The sequence below is a fragment of the Microlunatus spumicola genome (genome assembly GCF_039536445.1).
In the GTDB taxonomy this organism is placed as follows: Bacteria; Actinomycetota; Actinomycetes; order Propionibacteriales; family Propionibacteriaceae; genus Microlunatus; species Microlunatus spumicola.
In genome coordinates this window covers 45665-65472 of record NZ_BAAAYR010000007.1, presented here as the reverse complement: position 1 = coordinate 65472, position 19808 = coordinate 45665, and the positions used below count along the sequence as shown (strand labels likewise).

Genomic DNA, 19808 nt, shown 5'->3' with positions numbered 1-19808 from the left:
GGAGCCTTTCGGAGGACGGGGAGCTAGACCAGCACCTCGGCCGGAGCCGGGTGCCCGAGGAACTGGGTGGGACTGGCGGTGAGGCCGTAGGCCCCCGCCTGGAACAGCACGACGAGGTCGCCGACCTCGGTGCGGGGCAGCTCGACGTCGGAGCCGAGCAGGTCGAGCGGCGTGCACAGGCAACCGACGACCGACACGGTCTCGACCGCCTCCTCCTCGGCCCGGCTGCCGACGACGAGCGGGTAGTTGCGCCGGATCACCTGACCGAGGTTGCCGGACGCCGCGAGCTGGTGGTGCATGCCACCGTCCACGACGAGGTACGTCTTGCCGCGGGAGACCTTGCGGTCGACGACCTCGGTCACGTAGACGCCGCACTCGCCGACGATGTAGCGACCGAGCTCGATCACCGTGCGCGCCTCCGGGAGGTGCGCCGCGATCGGGCCGTCGACGAGTGCGGCCAGGTTGTCCGCGACCACCCCCAGGTCGAGCGGGGTGTCGGCGGCGAAGTACGGGATCCCGAAGCCGCCGCCGAGGTTGAGGTAGCGGACCGGTGTCGGCAGCAGGTCGGCGAGGCCGACGACGAGGTCGACGGTGCGCCGCTGGGCCTCGGCGATGATCTCCGCGCGCAGGTTCTGGGAGCCGGCGAACACGTGGAACCCCAGCACGTCGACGTCGGCGCCCACGAGCTCGGCGACGAGGTCGGGCACCTGCTCGGCGTCCGTCCCGAACTGCTGCGGTCCCCCGCCCATCCGCATGCCCGAGCCCTTGACGGCGAAGTCCGGGTTGACGCGCAGCGCCACCCGCGGGCGCACACCCAGCTCGTTGCCGGCGGCGAGGACGCGGCGCGCCTCGGTCACCGACTCCAGCTCCACCACGATGCCGGCGGCCACCGCGCGACGCAGCTCGGCGGCCGTCTTGCCCGGGCCGGCGAAGCTGATCCGGTCGGCGGGCATCCCGGTGTCCAGCGCGACCGCCATCTCCCCCGCCGACGCGACGTCGATCGAGTCCACGAGGCCGGCGAGGTGCTGCACCACGGCGGGCATCGGGTTGGCCTTCATCGCGTACGTGAGGTCGAGCGCGTCGGGCAGGACGGACCGGAGCATGGCGACACGCTCGGTCAGCAGCCGGCGGTCGTAGGCGAAGAACGGCGTCGAGCCGACGCGGGCGGCGAGCAGGCTGAGCGGCGTCCCGCCCACGGCGAGCTCGCCCTTGACGGTGCCGAAGTCGGCCACGAGGTCCGCGGCGCTCACGCGAGCAGCTCCTCACGCACGAGGGGACGGTCGTACTTGCCGTTGGGCGAGCGCGGCATGCTCGCCCGTACGACGACCTTCGACGGGACCATGTAGAGCGGAAGCTCCTTGCGCAGCGCCGCCACGAGGGCCTTCGGCTCCAGCTCGGTGCCGTCGGCCGGCGTGACCACCAGCGCGATCGCGTCGCCGAGCCGCTCGTCGGGCACGCCGAGCGCCACCGCGTCGGCGACCAGCCCGGTCCCGTACGCCGCCTCCTCGACCTCGGTCGGGCTGACCCGGTAGCCGGAGGTCTTGATCATCTCGTCGCTGCGCCCGACGAAGTAGAGGAACCCCTCGTCGTCGGCGACGACCGTGTCGCCGGAGTAGACGGCGAGCTCGGGTGCGCGCCAGGCGGGACGACCCCCGGGGACCGGCTTGAACCGCTCCGCCGTCTTGGCCTCGTCCTCCCAGTAGCCGAGCGCGACCAGGGCTCCCCGGTGCACCAGCTCGCCGGGCTCGCCCGGGTCGCAGAGGCTCCCGTCCGGGCGCACGACGAGGATCTCCGCGTCCGGGATCGCCTTGCCGATCGAGTCCGGACGGCGGTCGACCTCCGCGGGATCGAGGTAGGTCGACCGGAAGGACTCGGTGAGGCCGTACATGAGGTAGGGCAGGGCGTCCGGGAACAGCGCCCGCAGCCGGTCGAGGGTGGTCCGCGGCATCCGGCCGCCGGTGTTCGCGAAGTAGCGCAGCGTGCTCGCGGCCCCCTCGGGCCAGGTCGTGCCGATGATCTGCAGCCACAGCGGCGGCACGGCCGTCAGGCCGGTGACCCCGTGACGCGCGACGAGCTTCGGGATGTCCGTCGCCACGAGGTGGTTGTGCAGCACGACGTGGGCCCCGACGGCGAAGGCGGTGGTGACCTGGCTGAAGCCCGCGTCGAAGCTCAGCGGCAGCGCCGAGAGGATGACGTCGTCGGCCGTGTTGCGGAGGTAGGAGCTGACGCTCTCCGCCCCGACCACGAGGTTGCGGTGGCTGAGCACCACGCCCTTCGGACGGCCCGTGCTGCCGGACGTGTAGAAGATCGCGGCCACGTCCAGGTCGAGCGGGCGCGGCCCGGTCGGCCCCACGCCCGGCACGAGCAGCTTCTCCCAGCGGGTCAGGGTCACGCCCGCCCCGACGGCCGGCAGCTCCCGCTCCGGGTCCCCGACGACGACCACGTGCTCCAGCGCCGGCAGGGCCGGCAGCTCCGAGGCGACCGCAGCCAGCCGGTCGGCGCTCGTGACGAGCACGCGCACGTCGCAGTTGCCGAGGATGTAGGAGACCTGGGCGGCCTTGAGCACCGGGTTGACGGGAACGAAGACCGCGCCCGCGGCGGAGGTCGCGAAGAACGCGGCCACCGTCTCGATGCGCTTGTCGAGGAACACCGCGACCCGCTCGCCGCGCCGCAGGCCGAGCGCGGCCAGACCGCCGGCAGCGGCCTCGCAGGTCCGCCACAGCTCGCCGTAGCTGACCGTCGCGTCCTTGAAGCTCAGCGCCGGGGCGGCCGGGCGCGCGCCGGCCGCCTCCTCGAGGAGGTGGTGCAGGTTCGTCCTCATGGTGCGTCTTCCTTGGTCTCGGCGGTCGGCTCGGCTCGGACGAGCCCTCAGTTGACCAGGTTGAACGAGTCGCGGAGCTCGAGGTTGCCGGAACCCTGCACCCGGGCGGGTGCACCGACGTCGACCGGGTCGACCTCGTCCACGTGCACGGATTCGATCACGTTCCGGCCGAGCATGAAGGCCGTCAGCTCGATGTCGTCGAGGTTCACGAACCGGCGGCCCCGGTGGTCGCACTCCGGGTCGGTCAGCGAGTCGGGGATCGTGTCGACGCCGGCGAGGTGCGCGGTGAAGGCGTCCTCCTCCGTCCAGCCGGTCAGCCGGGCGAAGACGGAGCGGTAGCTGATGGCCTGCTGCTTCCAGTCCAGCTCCTCCGTCACCCGGCGACGGGCGGCCCGGCCCATCTCGCAGCGCAGGTCGTCGTCGTCGAGCAGCCGCTCGACCTGGTCGGCGAAGGCCTTCGTGTCGCCGGACGGGACGTAGAGCACGGTGTCGCCGCCCGAGACGCGGGTCTCGACGAGGTCGAACGCCACCGACGGGAGGGCGTACGCCATGTACTCCATCGTCTTGTTCATCGTGGAGACGTCGTTCAGCGGCGACTTGAGGTCCGGGCACAGCCCGACCGACGCCTGGCTCAGCTCGTCGGCGATCGTGTCGAGGTTCGCGCGGCCGGTGAAGGTCACGCAGTCCTCGAGCCCGAGCTCCGTGGTCATCGCCTGCAGGTCCTCGTAGCAGTCGCCGAACCCCATCAGGACGGCGCGCACGTCGGTGCGGCCGCGGGTGTGCACGAGGTCGTGCATGACGACGAGCACCTGCTCGACGCCGTCCTGCGGACCCATGATCCCGAGGTAGGCCAGCACCTTGCGCGGGTCGGCCCCGGCGTCGGTGTCCTCCGGGTGCACGGGGCGCATGCGCTCCGTCTCCGGCCCGCTGCGGACGACGACGACGTCCTCCCCCGCCCGCTGCCCGCGACCCATGGCGATGGCGCGGTAGGACTCGTTCGTCGAGATGACCATGTCCGCCGTGCGGTAGGTCATCTGCTCCAGCCAGCGCAGCGCGTAGTACTGGAAGCGCCCGCCGAACGTCGTCGGCTTGCCGAAGCGGGACTCGAACAGCTCCGGGTTGAGGTCGTGCTGGTCGAAGACGAAGCTCACGCCCGCACGCCGCCACAGGCGGGCGAGCAGCCAGTACGTGTCCGGCGGGTTGCAGGCCTGCATGACGTCGAACGGCTTGTTCGCCCAGACCCGCCGCGAGAGCAGCGCGGTCCGCAGCCACGAGTAGCCGAACTCGTACACGTAGCTGGCGAACCCGGTGGTCTTGGGCGCCGGACGGTACTTGTGGATGGTGATGCCGTCGATGACCTGGTAGCTGGGGTCGCCGGGGCCCTTCGGGCAGATCACGGTGACCTCGTAGCCGGCCTTGGACAGGGTGCGGCACTCGAGCCAGACCCGCCGGTCGAGTGGCACGGGGAGGTTCTGCACGATCATCAGCAGGTGCGGGCGGCGGCCGTCGAGGCGCGGCTGCTCGACCGGCTGGCGACGGGCACCGAACCGTCCGAGGAGGCCGCGGCTCTCGGCGCCGAGCGTGGGGCGGCGGGCGGACCCGCGTCGCGGGGTCAGCTTGAACAGGGACATGTCAGCTCTCGGTCCGGGTCGGAGGCAGCTGGCTCGAGCAAGTCGTCATCGGTGACTACTCCTTGGTGAGGTGGCCGTGCAGGACATGGGGGTCTGAGGGTCATGAGCGCGTCGCCGAGGAGGCGGCGGTCACGACCGCGGGCGAGGAGGCGAAGGGGACGAGCACCGAAGGCGTGCCGGAACCGTCGGACGGCACCTGCCAGACGTCGGACGTGGTGGCCTCGGTGCCGCTGCGGGGCAGGGCGTAGAGGAGGGAGGAGTCGTCGCGCCACTCGACCTGGTCGTCGACGTTGCGGGTCTCGGCGAGCAGCGTCTCGGCCCCGGTCGTGAGGTCGAGCGACGCGAGGCGCCAGACGCCCGGCGTGGGGTTGCCCAGCCGCTTCTTGTACGCGACGTGGCGCCCGTCGGGCGACAGCGAGGGGCACTCGGCGTCGGTGCGCAGCGCGCGCATCGTGCGGTCCTTGATGCTCCCCCGGACCAGCCAGGTGGTCTCGCCGGAGGCGGCGGTCGCGTAGAACGTGTCGTCGTCCGCGCCGAAGGTGACGCCCCAGAAGTTCCGGTTCGCGGCGACGAGGCGCTGGCCGTCGGGCAGGTAGGTCGTCCAGGTCTCGAGGTTGGGCAGCGCCCGGCCGGCGACGCGGATGACGGTCGCCGTCGAGAACGAGGACGCGGCGTACGAGTGGCCGCTGATGAAGGTCGTGGTCGAGACGAGCCGGCCGTCGACCGACATCCGGGCCCGGCTCGGCAGGCCGGCGAGCGGCGCCGACGAGGTCGGCGCCAGGTCGGCGCCGAGGGACGACACCGCGTAGGTCGGCGCGATGCCGCCGGAGGCGGTCACGCAGACGCCGGCGTCCCTGGTGGCGTACACGCGCTCGCAGCTCACGGTGCCGAGCGCCCGTGCGCCGCCCGGGTCGCCGAGCGTGACCGCGGCGAGCTTGCCGTAGTCGCTGCCGAGGGCGGCGTTGCGGAAGACGAGGTGCGGGCCGGCGAGGACCGTGGCCATCGGCACGGTGGCGACGGTCGGCGCGGCGGCCGCGCTCACGTCCCCGGCGTGGCGGACCTGCAGGACGTAGACGACGACGAGCGCGAAGCAGACGGCGACGATGCCGCCGAGGGCGACGAGCCGGACGCGGGTCATGCGGCACCCGCCGGGGCCGGGGCGACCGGGGTCGCCCGGAGCAGGCGGGCGGCGACCGGGATGGCGACGGCGAGCGCGAGGCCGACGGCCAGCAGCGCCACGGAACGCCCGGTGAGCTGCCAGAGCACCCCGAAGCAGACCGACGAGGCGAAGCGGCTCAGCCCGACGGCGGTCTGCACCGCGGCGATGCCGGTGGCCCGGCTCCCCTCGGGCACGGCCTGGCTGGCGAGCGCGCTGACCACGCCGTCGGTGGCGGCGTAGAAGCAGCCGAGCAGGACCAGGACGGCGACGACCCCGGCGACGTGGCCGCCGGTGGTGGCGGCGACGGCGTACGCGGCCACGAGCAGGACGTGCCCGCCCAGCAGCACGCGGGTCCGCCCGACCCGGTCCGCCAACCGTCCGACCGGGATGGCGAGCGACATGTAGGCGGCGTTGGTGCCGACCATGAGGAGCGGGAACCAGGAGAGGCCGATGCCCCCGGCGTCCGCGAGCACGAGGTAGAGGAAGCCGTCGCCCACGGTCAGCAGGCCGAGCAGGCCGGCGGCGAGCATCAGCGAGCGCACGCGGCGGTCGCTCAGGTCGCGCCAGCGCAGCCGACGGGCCGGCGTGGCCGGGTCGACGACGGCGCGGGCCCGGTGCGGCACGGCGAGCAGCAGGAAGGCGAGCCCGACCACCGCGGCCGCGATGCTCAGCACGAAGACGGCGCGGTAGCCCGCGAGGCCGGCCGGGACGACCGCCAGGACACCGAAGGCCAGCAGCGGGCCGGCCATCGCGCCCGCGGTGTCGAGCGCCCGGTGCACGCCGAAGTTGCGCCCGAGCCGCTCCGGGGTGCTGGCGCCGGCGATCATCGCGTCGCGGGGACCCGTGCGCAGGCCCTTGCCGACCCGGTCCAGCGCGACGACGCCGGTCAGGGCGGCGACGCCGGTGACCGGGAGCAGCAGCACGCGGGAGACGGCCGAGATGCCGTAGCCGAGCCCGGCGACGAGCTTGGGCCGGCCGGTGCGGTCGGACCACCAGCCGCCGAGCACCCGCACGAGCGAGGCGGCGCCCTGGTAGATCCCGTCCACGAACCCGTACGCCACCGGCCCGAGGCCCAGCACGGCGGTGAGGTAGAGCGGCAGCACGGCCGTGACGGCCTCGGAGGAGATGTCGGTGAACAGGCTCGTCAGGCCGAGGGCCAGGACGACGCCCGGGACCCGACCGCCGGCGCGGCGACGGCGGTCGGGCGTCTCGGACGCCGCGAGGGCGTTCGTGTCGGCGCGGGCGGTCTCGTCCGTGCCGGTGGTCTGGTCGGTCGGCGCGGCCGCCGGGCTGTTGCGCAGGCTCACGTACACGGGACCACCACGCTCTCGTGGAGGCCGTCGGCGTCGAGCGTGTACGCCCGTCCGCAGGAGCAGACCAGGCTGTCGTCGAGGCGGCGCCCGCAGCGGCAGGCCCAGCCGATCTGGCGGGCGGGGTTGCCGACGACGAAGCCGTGGGGGGACACGTCGCGGGTGACGACCGCGCCGGCGCCGACGAAGGCGTTGGCGCCGATCGTGACGCCGCAGACCACCGTGACGCGGGCGCCGAGCGTGGCGCCCTCCTCGACCCAGGTGGGGTCGAGCTCGCCGGGTCCCTTGCGGACGTGGGCGCGGGGCGTGAAGTCGTTGGTGAAGGTGACGCCCGGGCCGAGGAACACGTCGTCGGCCACGGTGACGCCGGCGAAGACCATGACCTGGTTCTTGACCGTGACGCGGTCGCCCAGCACCGCGCCGCCCTCGACGTACGCACCGTCGCAGACGTTGCAGTCGGTCCCGACGCGCGCTCCCTCGAGCACGTGGGCGAAGGCCCAGACGCGTGTGCCCGCACCGACGTCGGTCGACTCGCACAGCCCCTGCGGGTGCACGAAGACGTCAGGCAGCAGCCCTTGAGCGCGCATGACCCATCCCCCCCGAGTGCGACGAGCGCGTGCTCGGAAGAGTTGGGCGATCGTGCCCCTTGGCAGCCCCCCCGAGCCACGCTCAGTCTGGGGGTCCGGCGACCCGCGGGTCAGACGAACTGAGAAAGAAACTCAGAATCGCTGAGAAGGTAAATCCTTGACGCGCGGGCGCTCCGTCAGGTGAGCGGCAGGTGCTCGTGGGCCCAGAGCTTGAGCTCGTCCATCGCCGGCAGCAGCGCCCGCCCGGCCTCGGTCAGGGCGTACGTCACGGCGACCGGCGGACCGCTGTCGACCAGCCGCGTCACGATCCCGGCGGCGGCCAGGCCGGAGAGCCGCTCGGACAGGACCGAGTCGCTGATGCCGGTCACCCCCCGGCCGAGCTGGGAGAACGAGGCCGGTCCGTTCGAGAGCGCGCCGATGATGATGCCGTTCCAGCGCTTGCCGAGGATCGCGAACACCTGGGACAGGCCCGCGTCGCAGCGCACGATGCCGGGCTCGACCTGCTCGCACGTCAGCCCGTCCTCGTGCCCACCCGCCGGGTCCTGCACGTCCGCCCGGTCCACGGTCTCCGTCATCGCTCTCACGCTCCTTGCGTCCGAGTCTACCCGTGCTAGCATCGGGCTACCTGCTAGGAAATTCCTAGTTGCTAAGTTCGAAGTAGTGGAGCACGCACCATGACTCTCTTCCGACTCGACGCCAGCTTCCGTGTGGAGGGCTCGCACAGCCGCGCGATCGGCGACATCGTCGAGCAGGCCTGGACCGAGGCCAACCCGGGTGAGGACGTCGTCCGCCGTCACATCGGCACCGACGTCATCCCCGCCACGGCTTGGGGGGACGCGGTCACCGCCGCCTTCGTGCCGGAGGACCAGCGCACCCAGGCCCAGCGCGACGCGGGCGCCCTCGCCGCCACGCTGGTCGACGAGCTCGTCGAGGCCGACGCCCTGCTGTTCGCCGTCCCGCTGTTCAACTACGGCGTCTCGCAGCACTTCAAGTCCTGGGTCGACCTCGTCATCACCGACCCGCGGATGGCCCCGGGCACCACGACGCTCGCCGGCAAGCCGGCCGAGCTCGTCGTCGTGCGCGGCGGCAACTACCAGGCCGGCACCCCCCGCGAGGGCTGGGACCACGCCACCCCGTGGATGCGCCGCATCCTCGCCGACCTGTGGGGCCTCGACCTCACGGTCACCGAGGCGGAGTTCACCCTCGTGGGCGTGAACCCGGCGATGGACCAGTTCAAGGAGCTCGCCGCCGAGCTGCGGACCGAGGCCGAGGAGCTCGCCCGCCGGCACGGGGCCGAGCTCGGCCGCCGGCGCAGCCAGGTCGCGGCCTGACGCAGCCCGGGGCCTCCTAGGGTCGAGGGGTGAGCACCTCTCCCCTCGACCTTCCCCAGGCCACGCCGAGCGAGGTGGGCGTGGACGCCGCCGGCGTCCTGGCCTTCCTCGACGCCGTGCAGACCGCCGGCGACCAGGAGCTGCACAGCGTCGCGCTGCTGCGCCACGGCCGGGTCTTCGCCCGGGGGTGGTGGGAGCCGTACGGCCCCGACGACGCGACGCTGATGTACTCGCTCAGCAAGAGCTTCACCTCCACCGCGCTCGGCTTCGCAGTGGCCGAGGGCCTCGTGACCCTCGACGACAAGGTCGTGGACCGGCTCCGGCCGGACGGCGAGGTCGGGCCCCGCACGGCGGCCATGACCCTGCGGGACCTCGCGGCCATGGCCAGCGGGCACCACGCGGACACGCTCGACGACCCGCGGGTGCGCGACGCCGCAGACCCGGCGCTCGGCTTCCTGTCGATCGAGCCGGAGTCCGACCCGGGCACGGTCTTCGCCTACAACAACCCCGCGACCTACACGCTCGGAGCGGTGCTGCAGAGCGTCACCGGCACGACGCTCACCGCGTACCTCCGGCCCCGGCTGTTCGAGCCGCTCGGCATCACGCCCGGCTGGTGGGACCAGCGCCCTGCGGGCCGCGACATCGCCTTCACCGGCCTGCACCTGACCACGGAGGCGCTGGTGCGCTTCGGCCAGCTCTACCTGGACGGCGGCGTCTACGCCGGGCGTCAGGTCCTCCCGGAGGGGTGGACGGCCACGGCGCTCGCCCTGCACACGCCGAACCCCGCCGAGCCCAACCCCGACTGGAGCCAGGGCTACAGCTTCCAGTTCTGGCGCGGCCGCCACGGCACGGTCCGCGGCGACGGCGCGTACGGGCAGTTCGTCGTGCTGCTGCCCGAGCAGGACGCCGTCCTCGTGGCCACGGGCGGGACGGAGAACATGCAGGGCGTGCTCGACGCGGCCTGGGCGCACCTGCTGCCGGCCTTCGACGCACCCACGTCGACCGAGGCCGACGCCGCGCTGGCCGAGCGGCTCGAGCACCTCGAGATCGCGACCGACCGTCCGGACCCGCTGGCGGACCGGGCCGCCGACGAGCTCCGGGTCGTGGACGTGCGCGAGGCGGACGGCGGCTGGACGCTCACCCTCGAGGAGGCCGGGCGGACCTACACGGTCGCGGTCGGCCGGCAGGGCTGGCCGCGCACGGACCTCGCGGTCGCCGACGGCTGGGGCGTCCTGGTCGCGGCGCACGGGACCGACGCCGGCGACGGGGCGGCGCTCGACGTGGTCCTCGTCGAGTCGCCGCACCGGCTGCGCGTGCTCACGGGCCCGGCGGGCTCGAGCGTCACCTGGCACACCACCCCGCTCTGGCGTCCGACGATCGCCAGCCTGGCCACCCCGCGCCCACGGGCTTGAGCGGCAGGGTCAGCCCCGCCCGACCCGGCCGCGGGCGGGCGGCAGCACGTTGCTGCGCAGGTGCTCGTAGACGACCGAGGTGCGCACGTCGCTGACCTCCGGACGGGTCGTCAGCCGGTCGACGACGAAGGCGTACAGGCTGTCGGTGTCCGGCACGGCGAGGTGCAGCAGGAAGTCCTCCGTGCCGCTGGTGACGAACACGCCCAGGGTGTCGGGCAGCGCGACGGCCCAGCTCCGGAACCGTTCGATGTTCGTCCGCGTGGGCGGGCGGACCCGGATCGCCACGAGGGCCTGGACCGGCCGGCCGATCGCGGTGAGGTCGACCTCGAGCCGCGCCCCGGTGATCACCCCGCGGTCGCGCAGCGCCCGGGTGCGGTCGAGCGCGGTGGTCGGAGCGACCCCCACCGCGGCTGCGACGTCGCGGTTCGTCCGCCGTGCGTCGACCTGCAGCGCGGCCAGGATCGCCGTGTCGAGTACGTCGAAGTCCGCCATGGGTGGACCTTAGCCGGACGTCGTACGGCGCAGGTGGACGAAGACCCGTCGGCAGGAGAGGTTGTCGGCGTTGTCCCCGCACCTTCGACGGCCAGGAGTCCCGACATGACCGAACGCATCGGCTTCACCCCGGACGAGGTCCGGACCGACGCCCCGACCCGGGCCGCCCGGCTGAAGTGGGTCGTGGTCGTGGACGCCTCGCTCCCGCCCGGGCGCGCGGTGAACGCGGCCGTCTGCGTGGCGGCCGCCACGGCGACCGCCGTCGACGGCCTGCTCGGTCCCGACGCGGTCGACGCCGACGGTTCCGTCCACCCCGGGCTGCCGTGGGCCGGCTGCTCCGTGCTCGCCGCCACGACCGAGCAGCTGGCGGGCATCCGGGCCCGGGCCGTCGAGAAGCCCGACGTGCACGTCGCCGACATGCCGGCGTACGGCCAGCTCACCCGCGTCTACGACGGCTACCTGGAGCAGGTCGCCGAGCACCGCACGGCCGACCTGGACCTGCTCGCCGTCAGCCTGGTCGGCCCCCGGAACCGGGTCGACAAGGTCGTCGGCCGCCTGCCGCTGCTGGCCTGAGACCGGCAGCGGCAGGGTTCAGCCGACGCGGCTCACCAGCGGTCGGCGACCAGCGGGGCGATCTCGGTGTCGTAGAGGTCCTTCACCGCGGCCATGAAGTCGTCGCCGAGCGGCGGCAGCTCGCCGGCGGCGGCGTTCGCCCGGGCCTGCTCCGGGTTGCGCGCCCCCGGGATCACGGTGGTGACGCCCGGCTGCTGCACGACCCACGCGAGCGCGGCCTGCGCCGGCGTGGCCTCGAAGGGCAGCCCGGAGACCAGCCGCGAGAACGCCTGGGCCGCGCGCACGCCGGTCGCGTAGTCGACGCCGGAGAAGGTCTCGCCGACGTCGAAGGCCTCGCCGTGGCGGTTGTAGCTGCGGTGGTCGTTCTCGGCGAAGGTCGTCTGCTCGTCGTAGCGCCCGCTCAGCAGGCCGCTGGCCAGCGGCACACGGGCGATGATCCCGACGCCGGCCGCCTCGGCCGCGGGCAGCACGAACTCCAGCGGCTTGCGCCGGAACACGTTGAGGATGATCTGCACCGAGGCGGTCCCCCGCCGGCTGATCGCCGTGAGCGCCTCGTCGGCGGTCTCCACGCTGACCCCGTACGCGGCGATCGCCTGCTCGTCGACGAGGGTGTCGAGCGCGTCGTAGACGGCGTCCTGGGAGTAGACGGCCGTGGGCGGGCAGTGCAGCTGGACGAGGTCCAGCCGGTCCACCTCGAGGGTGCGCCGCGACCGGTCGACCCAGCCGCGGAAGTTCTCCAGGACGTAGTTCTCGGGGACCTGGTCGACCCGGCGACCCATCTTGGTCGCCACGACGAGCTCGAGGTCCTCGTGCTCGCCGAGGTAGCTGCCGATCAGGCGCTCGCTGCGCCCGTCGCCGTAGACGTCGGCGGTGTCGAAGAAGGACACCCCGGCCTCGACCGCGCCGTCGAGGACGGCCATCGCGTCCCGCTCGTCGACCTCGCCCCAGTCGGCGCCCAGCTGCCAGGTCCCCAGCCCGACGACGGAGACGGGACGTTCGGTCTTGCCCAGCACTCGTTCTTCCATCCGCCCGACGCTACCCGGACGGGTCCGGGTCGTTCCTCCACCCCTGGGGAGGTATCAACCATCGCCCTTTCGCCTCCGGACCGGTAGAAAGGTCCTGTCTCCTCGTCCGAAGGCCCGCCCATGCCGTACGACCCCGCCGACACCCAGCCCCCGGCCGCGCACCCGCCCCTCGCACCCACGCCGCGCCGTCACGGCCCCCGGCGGGACCACCTGGACCCGCGCGGCGCGAGGTTCCTCGACCCGGGCCGGGCGGACCGCTTCGCTGGCGAGACCCTGCAGCCCACGGCGTACGCCGGCGACCAGCTGCTGGTCCGCCCCGGCCGTGACGGCCGCATCGACGACGAGGTCCACGCCGCGCTCGCGCGGGCCGCGCAGCCCGAGCACGCGCTCGAGGTGGAGGAGGTCGACGCCGACCTCGCCGGGCTGGCGGCACGGGCCGGCCTGCTGGACTCCGACGAGCACCCGCTGGTGCTCCGGGTGCACCTGCGCCGCCGGTCCGACGACGACGAGCCGCGCGGGGCGGTCGACGCGTGGCCGGTGCTCCAGCGGTTCCGCCGCCTGATGCGCGGCAGGCCGGGCGCCGGGTCGGTCTCCCTGATGCACCTCCTGACCACCGGGGGCCTGGATCCCGCCCCGTACGTGCCCTGGGGGATCACGCCCAAGCCGCACGTGGCCTTCGGGGTCGGGGGCAACCCGCACGTGGCGTTCGGCGCCACCCCCTTCCCGCACGTCGCCTTCTCCGCGGGCGGGGACTCGGCGTCCCCGCTGCCGCACGTGGCCTTCTCCCAGGCGACGGCCGAGTACGCCCAGCCCGGGTCGGGCGGCCGCATGCCCGTGACCTGGATGGGCCCACCCCCGGCGCGCCGTGCCGAGGCCGACCTCGAGGGCGCGCGGCGCCCCGTCGTGGCCGTGCTCGACACCGGGACCGGCACCCACCCCTGGCTCGACGCGGTCGTCGAGCGGGACCCGCGGTGCGGCGGCCTGCCGATCGGGCTCACCGAACCCTCCACCGACGTCGAGCGGCTCGGGGTCCTGAGCGGGGCGCTGACGGGCTCGCTCGACGTCGAGGCCGGTCACGGGACGTTCATCGCCGGGCTCGTGCACCAGCGCTGCCCGGACGCCCGGATCCTGTCGGTCCGCGTCGTGCAGCCCGACGGGGTGATCAACGAGTACGACCTCCTGACCGCGCTGAACATGCTGTGGGTGCGCCAGGCGCTGGCGCGCCGGGAGGGACGGACCGCGGACCTCGTGGACGTGGTCTCGCTGTCCCTCGGCTACTACCACGAGCAGCCGACCGACGCCGACTTCGACCCGGTCATGCGGACCTCGCTGCGGGCGCTCGCCCGGCTCGGGGTCGCGGTGGTGACGTCGGCGGGCAACGACGCGACCTCCCGCCCGGCCTACCCGGCGGCGTTCGCGCCGTGGTCGCCGCTGCCGGACGAGGTGCCCGACGAGATCCCGCTGGTCGCCGTCGGCGCCACGAACCCGGACGGCACGGTCGCCCTGTTCTCGAACGCCGGCGCGTGGGTCCGGACCTGGCGGCCCGGGGCCGCCCTGGTGAGCACGGTGCCGACCTCCTTCGACGGCGGCAGCAGCCCGAGCGTCCAGCTGGTCGTCGACGGTGAGGTGCGGGCGACCATCGACCCCGACGACTTCCGCTCCGGGTTCGCCACCTGGAGCGGCACCTCCTTCGCGGCCCCGCTGCTGGCCGGCGACGTCGCCCAGTGCCTCAACGCCTCCCGCCGGCTACGGCGGGACGCCGACGACCAGGAGGACCCGCTGGAGGTCTGCTGGAGCGCCCTGCGGCTCGCCGCCCCGCAGGCCTGAGCGGCGGAGACCCCCTGACCACGCACCCCCGCGGGCCCGGACGGCTGCTCGTCCGGGTCGAGACGCTCCACGCACGCGCCGTGGGGTCGGCGAACCGCGGCCGCTACGACGTCAGCCGCCGCCAGGCCACGTCCGGGCTCCGCCTCCTCCGGCTCGGCGAGCCCGCGGGCGGGGCGGACCCGGCGGGCGCCCGGCTGGAGGTCCGGCTGCTCACCCTGCTCGGGGCGATGGAGCAGGAGATCCTGGGCCAGGGCGCCGGCCTGCGGCACCTGGAGGCGGCCACGGACCGCGCCGTCGCCCTGGGCGCGGACGACCTGACCTTCGCCGTACGGCAGGCCCGGGCGCTGCGGGCCCTGCGGATGGGGGCGCGCGACGAGGCCCTGGAGCAGTTCGCCCTGGCCGACCCGCTCGCCGGCCGGGCCGCGGACCTCGACGTCTGCCGGATGCTGGTCAACCGGGGCGTCGTCCGGCTCGAGCGGCTCGACCTCGAGGGTGCGCGCGAGGACTTCGCCGGGTGCCTGGTGCGCGCCGGCGACGACCCGGACCTGCGCAAGTTCGCGGCGATGGCACGGCACAACCTCGGGTACACCGCGTTCCTCGCCGGCGACCTGCCCGCCGCGCTCCGCCTGATGCACGAGGCGCTGCTGGGCAGCGAGGAGACGACCCTCGCGACGTCGCTCCTCGACCTGGCCCGGGTGCTGACCGAGGCGGGGCTGATCGACGAGGCGGACGCGGCGCTGCGGCGCGGGGCGGAGGCCGCCCGCCGGGGCCGGGCCTGGGCCTGGCTCGCCGAGACCGAGCTCTCGGGCGCGCAGCTCGCGCTGCTCGACGGGCGCTTCGACCTCGCGCGCCGCCTCGCCGGCGCGGCGCGGGTCCGTTTCCTGCGGCGCGGTAACGAGGCGTGGCGACGCCGGGCCGAGCTGGTCCTCCTCGCGGGCGACCTCGCGGCGGGCCGGCCGCCGCGGCTGCTCGCGGGCCCCGCCCTGCGCCTGGCCGACGAGTTCGCCGCCGAGCGCCTGACCCCCTACGCCACGACGGCACGCCTGATCGCCGCCGAGGCCCTGCTGCTCGCGGGGCGGCCGGACGAGGCCGCGGCGGCGTACGCCGAGCTCGCGCCGCCCCACCGGACCGACCTGGTCGAGGTGCGGCTGCAGCGGCGGACCGTCGCCGCCCGGCTCGCCCGCGGACGGGGCGACCACGTCACGGCCGCGCGCGAGGTCCGTCGCGGGCTCGACGACCTCGCGCGCTACCAGGCGCGCTTCGGCAGCGTCGACCTGCAGACCGCCAGCGCGCTGCACGGTCGCCGGCTGGCCGCGCTGGACCTCGACCTCGCGCTCACCTCGGGACGTCCGGCCGCCGTGGTCGCCGCGCTGGAGCGCGGACGCGAACGCTCGCGCCGGCTCGTGCCCGTCACCCCGCCCACGGGCACCTCGGCGCCCCTGCTCGTGGAGCTGCGCCAGCTGACGGTCACGCTGCACGAGATCGGCGCCGACCCGGCCCGCCGCGGCGAGGCGCAGGGGCTCCGGGAGCGCGTCGCGCAGCTGCAGGGCGAGCTCCGCGGCCTCTCCTGGCAGGTCGGCGGGATCGGGTGGGCGACGGCGATCACTCCGATGGCCGACGTGCGCGAACGACTGACCGCCCGAGGGCGGCGGATGCTCCTGCTGGGCCGGCAGGGCGACGACCTCGTCGCCGTGGGCCTCGGCCGCTCGCGCCCGCGGCTGCTGCGCCTCGCCGGTGCCGCGGCCCGGGCGGCTGCGCTCACCCGTACGGTCCGCGCCGACCTCGACGTCGTCGCCCGGTCCCGGGTGCCCGAGCGGCTCCGGGCCGGCGCGCTCGCGTCGGCGACGCACAAGCTCGCGGCGCTCGACGCGCTGCTGCTCGCCCCGCTCGGCCTCGGCGACGAGCCGCTGGTCGTCGTGCCGACCGCTGACCTGAGCACGCTGCCGTGGGGTTGCCTGCCGTCGCTGCGCGGCCGTCCGGTCGAGGTCGCGCCCACAGCGGGGGCCTGGTTCCGCCGGGCCGCCGACGCCGGACCGCTCCCCGCCCGCGTCCTGGCCCTCGCCGGGCCGGAGGTGCCCGCTGCCGTCGCGGAGGTCGACGAGGTCGCCCGGACCTGGCCGGGCACGCGCGTCCTCACCGGGGACGAGGCGACAGGGCGGGCGTTCGCGGAGCACGGGCCGGCGGCGACGATCGCCCACCTGGCCGCCCACGGCCACCACGTCGCGCAGAACCCGCTCTTCTCCTCCCTCGACCTCGCCGACGGTCCCCTGCTCGCGTACGAGCTGCGGGCCGGCCAGGTCCCGGGCCACGTCGTGCTGTCGGCGTGCGAGCTGGGCCAGGCGACCGTGCGGCCGGGCGACGAGTCGCTCGGGCTGACCAGCGTGCTGCTGCAGCTCGGCGCCCGCTGCGTCGTCTCCGGCGTCGCCGAGGTGGCCGACGACCTCGCCGCCGAGGTGATGGTGAGCTACCACCGACGGCTCGCCGCCGGGGCCGACAGCGCGACTGCCCTCGCCGACGCGGCCGCGGCCGTCGACCGCCCGGTGCCGTTCGTCTGCTTCGGCGCGGCGGTGCGGTTCAGTCCTGCGGGCTGAGCAGGATGGCCGGCGTGAGCAGCCGGAGCGTGGAGATCGACAGCCTGGCGGACTTCGACACCCGGCTCGCGGACGACGGGGCCCGGCTCGCGGGCCGCCGCCGGCTGACCGGGTGGTTCGTCTCCTCGGTGGACCTGCGGGACCGTACCGACGCGCTGCTCGCCGCCGACCCGCGCGGGGCCGTGTTCCTGGGGTGCCTCTTCGCCGGGTCGCCCGTCGACGTCGCCGAGCGGCTGCGCTCCGGCGGCGCGCTGCTCTTCCCCGAGCTGCCCGACCTGCCCTTCGACCCGTACCGGCCGCGGCTCTACTCCCCCGAGGAGCTCTACGGCGTCGTCGACGGGCAGCGGCCGCCGTACGCCCTCAGCCCGGACTCGACGACCTACGCCTGGAGCCGCGCGCCGCACGGCCGGTCCCTCACGGCGGACCTCGCCGCCACCCTGCACGACCACAGCATCGGCGGGGCGCTCGACGACGCCACCGAGGGGCTCGACCCCACCCGCGTGGTCGGCGTGATGGGCGGCCACGCGGTCCGCCGGTCGGACCCCGCGTACGCGGCCACGGCCCGCCTGGGCGCAGGGCTGACCCGGGCCGGGCGCACGGTGCTGACGGGCGGCGGACCGGGCGCGATGGAGGCGGCGAACCTCGGGGCCTACCTCAGCGGGTGGGACGACGCCCTGCCCGAGGCGCTCGCGCAGCTCGCCGGCGCGCCGGGCTGGGCCGACGGGGTCGACGCCTGGGCCGACGCGGCCCTCGCCGTCCGGGCCCGCTGGTCCGGCGACCAGGCGGGCCGGAGCATCAGCATCCCGACCTGGTTCTACGGCCACGAGCCCACGAACGTCTTCGGCACGGCCATCGCCAAGTACTTCGCCAACGCGCTGCGCGAGGACACGCTGCTGCACCGCTGCCGCGGCGGGATCGTCTTCGCCCCGGGTTCCGCGGGCACGGTGCAGGAGATCTTCCAGGCCGCGAACGACCGCTTCTACGCCGTCCCGGGCTCGGCCAAGGCACCGCTCGTGCTGCTCGGGAGCGAGCACTGGCAGAGCACGCTGCCGGCCTGGCCGCTGCTGGAGGCGCTTTCCCGCGACTCCCCGATGGCCGGGGCGGTCCACGTCGTCGACGACCCCGAGGAGGCCCTCGCGCTGGTCACCGGCTGAGTCCGCACAGGCTTCCTGATCGGCACCACCTCGTGCCGTCGGCACACCGTTCTCGCACCGGCACACCCTGCAGGGTGTGCCGTCGGGAGCACGGTGTGCCGGTGCGAGCAGGGTGTGCCTACGAGAGCAGGGTGTGCCGAGGGGATCGGCGACGACCGGCAGACGTCCGGATCGCCTCAGCGGGTGATCGACGCCTCCTCGGGCGTGCTGAGCGTGATCACGGCCTCCTCGATGACGTCCTCGGCCTCCAGCTCGCGCTCGACCTCACGCAGCCGGTGCGCGACCGTCGTCTCCTTCGCCTCACCGACGATGTCGACCGCGGCGACGAGGTAGTAGCGCGACGGCCCGACGAACTCGAGGTGCAGGTAGGTGACCCGCTCGACCTCGGGCTGGTCGAGCAGGAAGCCCAGGACCAGCGCGCGGGCGTCGTCCGGCACGGCCTCACCGACCAGGAACCGGCGATTCCGGTCGATGAGGATGACCGCCACGACGCCGAGCAGGACGCCGACGCCGATGGAGCCGATCGCGTCGGGGATCGGCGAACCGGTCACCTCGTGCAGCACGATGCCGGTCGCCGCGATGAGGATGCCGACCAGCGCCGCCGAGTCCTCGAAGAACACCGCGCGGAGCGTCGTGTTCGACGTGTTCAGCACGAACTTCAGCGTCCCCCGCCCGTACGCCCGGGCGTCCTTGCGCGACTGCCGGAACGCCTGCAGGAAGCTCGTGCCCTCGAGGACGAACGAGATGGCGAGCACGATGTAGGCGACGAGGAAGTCCGAGCCGGGCTCGGGGTTGCGCAGCTCGCTGATGCCGTGGCTGATCGAGACGACGGCCCCGGCCGTGAACAGCCCGAACGCTGCGAACATCGACCAGACGAACGCCTCGCGGCCGTAGCCCAGCGGGTGTCGTTCGTCGCGGCCGCGCGCCGAACGCTTCTGCGCGATGAGCAGGAAGATCTCGTTCCCGGTGTCCGCCCACGAGTGCGCGGCCTCGGCCACCATCGACGCCGAGCCGGTCATGATCGCCGCGACGGACTTCGCGATGGCGATCAGCAGGTTCGCGGCGAAGGCGAGGATGACGGTGAAGAGGCTCTCGCCGCCCCCCTTGCCCTCGTCGTCCGGGCGCGACGACGCCGGGGTGAGCGCGACCAGGTCCTCGGAGGTCCCGGGGTCGGTCTGCGTCAGTCCGGCGGTGACGGAGGGATGCTCGGCGGCAGGCACGGAGGTGACGGTAGTCCCCGGGACCGCGCCGCTCCGGTCAGCGCACGCTGGGCGAGAGCGCCTGCAGGTCGCGCAGCACGTCGGCCTCGATCGCGCCCAGCGGACGTTCCTCGTGCTCGCCGACCCAGAGGCGGAAGGCGACGCCGAAGACGGTGACCCCGGTGTGGGCCGCGAGCGTCGCCTGCGGCTCGGGGACGCCACGGTCGCGCAGCGCCGCGGCCATGCCCTCCGTGAGCCTGGCCAGCTTGAGCAGCTCACGCTCGTGCAGCCCCGGGTTGGCGTCGATGATCGACTGCCGCAGCCGCGAGTGGGGCCGGCGCTCGTCGGGGAAGAAGACCGCCGCGGCGTCGAGCGCGAAGGACACGGCCTCCATCGCGGACGCCTCGGGCGGTGCGGCCGCGACGTTCGCGACGAAGAGCTGCTGGAAGTGGTCCTGCCCGGCGAACAGCACCTCGCGCTTGTCGGCGAAGTAGCGGAAGAAGGTCCGCTCGGTCAGCCCGACGGACTGGGCGACGTCGGCGGCCGTCGTCTGCTCGAAGCCCCGGCTCGCGTAGAGCTCCAGCGCGGCGGCCGCGAGCCGTTCCTGAGCGCCGGGCTCCCAACGGACCATGTCCGCAGTCTAGTGATGACAGCGACCGACGTCAGAGTGATGACAGTCGCTGAACGTGCGCGTAC

17 protein-coding genes are annotated in these 19808 nt (G+C 74.4%); 6 read left to right on the top strand and 11 right to left on the bottom strand.

What is annotated here, in order from left to right:
* Positions 1 to 23 precede the first annotated feature (23 nt).
* From ABD665_RS20390 to ABD665_RS20360, 7 genes are all read right to left on the bottom strand, one after another.
* Positions 24 to 1250, bottom strand: coding sequence for a pyridoxal-dependent decarboxylase, exosortase A system-associated (locus ABD665_RS20390; RefSeq protein ID WP_344742949.1), 1227 nt, complete (start codon positions 1248 to 1250; stop codon positions 24 to 26).
* Entirely contained in the window at positions 1247 to 2821 is a 1575-nt protein-coding gene (locus ABD665_RS20385) for an acyl-CoA ligase (AMP-forming), exosortase A system-associated (RefSeq protein ID WP_204913069.1), read from the bottom strand. The genes ABD665_RS20390 and ABD665_RS20385 overlap by 4 nt, the downstream gene beginning before the upstream one ends.
* 47 nt (positions 2822 to 2868) lie before the next feature.
* Positions 2869 to 4452 (bottom strand): glycosyltransferase, encoded by a 1584-nt coding sequence (locus ABD665_RS20380; RefSeq protein ID WP_204913070.1) that lies wholly within the window; start codon positions 4450 to 4452, stop codon positions 2869 to 2871.
* Positions 4453 to 4552: 100 nt separating this feature from the next.
* Entirely contained in the window at positions 4553 to 5590 is a 1038-nt protein-coding gene (locus tag ABD665_RS20375; RefSeq protein WP_204913071.1) for a TolB-like translocation protein, read from the bottom strand.
* Positions 5587 to 6924 carry an MFS transporter gene (locus tag ABD665_RS20370; protein WP_204913072.1) on the bottom strand — a complete coding sequence of 446 codons (1338 nt, stop codon included), beginning with the start codon at positions 6922 to 6924 and terminating at the stop codon, positions 5587 to 5589. The genes ABD665_RS20375 and ABD665_RS20370 overlap by 4 nt, the downstream gene beginning before the upstream one ends.
* The gene (locus ABD665_RS20365; RefSeq protein WP_204913073.1) at positions 6915 to 7508 is read right to left on the bottom strand and encodes a DapH/DapD/GlmU-related protein; all 594 of its coding nucleotides are present in this window, start codon (positions 7506 to 7508) and stop codon (positions 6915 to 6917) included. The genes ABD665_RS20370 and ABD665_RS20365 overlap by 10 nt, the downstream gene beginning before the upstream one ends.
* Before the next feature lie 176 nt (positions 7509 to 7684).
* Positions 7685 to 8083, bottom strand: a complete 399-nt coding sequence (locus tag ABD665_RS20360) for a winged helix-turn-helix transcriptional regulator (RefSeq protein WP_204913074.1) — start codon at positions 8081 to 8083, stop codon at positions 7685 to 7687.
* Positions 8084 to 8182: 99 nt separating this feature from the next.
* Here ABD665_RS20360 and ABD665_RS20355 point away from each other — a divergent pair, with 99 nt between their 5' ends.
* Together ABD665_RS20355 and ABD665_RS20350 are read left to right on the top strand one after the other, a co-directional pair.
* Complete coding sequence (locus ABD665_RS20355) at positions 8183 to 8839, top strand: NAD(P)H-dependent oxidoreductase (protein WP_204913075.1); 657 nt, start codon at positions 8183 to 8185, stop codon at positions 8837 to 8839.
* A gap of 29 nt (positions 8840 to 8868) precedes the next feature.
* A complete protein-coding gene (locus tag ABD665_RS20350) occupies positions 8869 to 10251 on the top strand; it encodes a serine hydrolase (protein WP_204913076.1) in 1383 nt (460 codons plus the stop codon).
* A gap of 9 nt (positions 10252 to 10260) precedes the next feature.
* On the opposite strand, the gene ABD665_RS20345 is transcribed toward ABD665_RS20350, so the two are convergent.
* Positions 10261 to 10743 carry an AsnC family transcriptional regulator gene (locus ABD665_RS20345; protein ID WP_204913077.1) on the bottom strand — a complete coding sequence of 161 codons (483 nt, stop codon included), beginning with the start codon at positions 10741 to 10743 and terminating at the stop codon, positions 10261 to 10263.
* A gap of 105 nt (positions 10744 to 10848) precedes the next feature.
* On the opposite strand from ABD665_RS20345, the gene ABD665_RS20340 reads away from it, so the two are divergent.
* Positions 10849 to 11316: a DUF2000 family protein gene (locus ABD665_RS20340; RefSeq protein WP_204913078.1), complete on the top strand. Its 468-nt coding sequence runs from the start codon at positions 10849 to 10851 to the stop codon at positions 11314 to 11316.
* 32 nt (positions 11317 to 11348) lie between these two features.
* Here ABD665_RS20340 and ABD665_RS20335 read toward each other — a convergent pair whose 3' ends face one another.
* The gene (locus ABD665_RS20335; RefSeq protein WP_204913079.1) at positions 11349 to 12341 is read right to left on the bottom strand and encodes an aldo/keto reductase; all 993 of its coding nucleotides are present in this window, start codon (positions 12339 to 12341) and stop codon (positions 11349 to 11351) included.
* 120 nt (positions 12342 to 12461) lie between these two features.
* Between ABD665_RS20335 and ABD665_RS20330 the strand changes: the two genes are divergently transcribed.
* The 3 genes from ABD665_RS20330 (at position 12462) to ABD665_RS20320 (ending at position 17913) form a co-directional block, all read left to right on the top strand.
* Positions 12462 to 14168, top strand: a complete 1707-nt coding sequence (locus ABD665_RS20330; protein WP_204913080.1) for a S8 family serine peptidase — start codon at positions 12462 to 12464, stop codon at positions 14166 to 14168.
* A gap of 80 nt (positions 14169 to 14248) precedes the next feature.
* Complete coding sequence (locus ABD665_RS20325; protein WP_204913081.1) at positions 14249 to 16759, top strand: CHAT domain-containing protein; 2511 nt, start codon at positions 14249 to 14251, stop codon at positions 16757 to 16759.
* A 5-nt stretch (positions 16760 to 16764) separates the two neighbouring features.
* Positions 16765 to 17913, top strand: a complete 1149-nt coding sequence (locus ABD665_RS20320) for an LOG family protein (RefSeq protein WP_425562194.1) — start codon at positions 16765 to 16767, stop codon at positions 17911 to 17913.
* A gap of 176 nt (positions 17914 to 18089) precedes the next feature.
* Here ABD665_RS20320 and ABD665_RS20315 read toward each other — a convergent pair whose 3' ends face one another.
* Both ABD665_RS20315 and ABD665_RS20310 read right to left on the bottom strand, forming a co-directional pair.
* Positions 18090 to 19133, bottom strand: a complete 1044-nt coding sequence (locus ABD665_RS20315) for a cation diffusion facilitator family transporter (protein WP_344742940.1) — start codon at positions 19131 to 19133, stop codon at positions 18090 to 18092.
* Between the two features lie 37 nt (positions 19134 to 19170).
* A complete protein-coding gene (locus ABD665_RS20310; protein WP_204913082.1) occupies positions 19171 to 19743 on the bottom strand; it encodes a TetR family transcriptional regulator in 573 nt (190 codons plus the stop codon).
* Positions 19744 to 19808: the final 65 nt, after the last annotated feature.

What these genes read in the sequence shown, in the direction of transcription:
- ABD665_RS20385 (WP_204913069.1), bottom strand. Translation starts at nt 2,821, where the DNA reads ATGAGGACGAACCTGCACCACCTCCTCGAGGAGGCGGCCGGCGCGCGC.
- ABD665_RS20380 (WP_204913070.1), bottom strand. Translation starts at nt 4,452, where the DNA reads ATGTCCCTGTTCAAGCTGACCCCGCGACGCGGGTCCGCCCGCCGCCCC.
- ABD665_RS20375 (WP_204913071.1), bottom strand. Translation starts at nt 5,590, where the DNA reads ATGACCCGCGTCCGGCTCGTCGCCCTCGGCGGCATCGTCGCCGTCTGC.
- ABD665_RS20365 (WP_204913073.1), bottom strand. Translation starts at nt 7,508, where the DNA reads ATGCGCGCTCAAGGGCTGCTGCCTGACGTCTTCGTGCACCCGCAGGGG.
- ABD665_RS20360 (WP_204913074.1), bottom strand. Translation starts at nt 8,083, where the DNA reads ATGACGGAGACCGTGGACCGGGCGGACGTGCAGGACCCGGCGGGTGGG.
- ABD665_RS20355 (WP_204913075.1), top strand. Translation starts at nt 8,183, where the DNA reads ATGACTCTCTTCCGACTCGACGCCAGCTTCCGTGTGGAGGGCTCGCAC.
- ABD665_RS20345 (WP_204913077.1), bottom strand. Translation starts at nt 10,743, where the DNA reads ATGGCGGACTTCGACGTACTCGACACGGCGATCCTGGCCGCGCTGCAG.
- ABD665_RS20340 (WP_204913078.1), top strand. Translation starts at nt 10,849, where the DNA reads ATGACCGAACGCATCGGCTTCACCCCGGACGAGGTCCGGACCGACGCC.
- ABD665_RS20335 (WP_204913079.1), bottom strand. Translation starts at nt 12,341, where the DNA reads ATGGAAGAACGAGTGCTGGGCAAGACCGAACGTCCCGTCTCCGTCGTC.
- ABD665_RS20330 (WP_204913080.1), top strand. Translation starts at nt 12,462, where the DNA reads ATGCCGTACGACCCCGCCGACACCCAGCCCCCGGCCGCGCACCCGCCC.
- ABD665_RS20320 (WP_425562194.1), top strand. Translation starts at nt 16,765, where the DNA reads ATGGCCGGCGTGAGCAGCCGGAGCGTGGAGATCGACAGCCTGGCGGAC.
- ABD665_RS20310 (WP_204913082.1), bottom strand. Translation starts at nt 19,743, where the DNA reads ATGGTCCGTTGGGAGCCCGGCGCTCAGGAACGGCTCGCGGCCGCCGCG.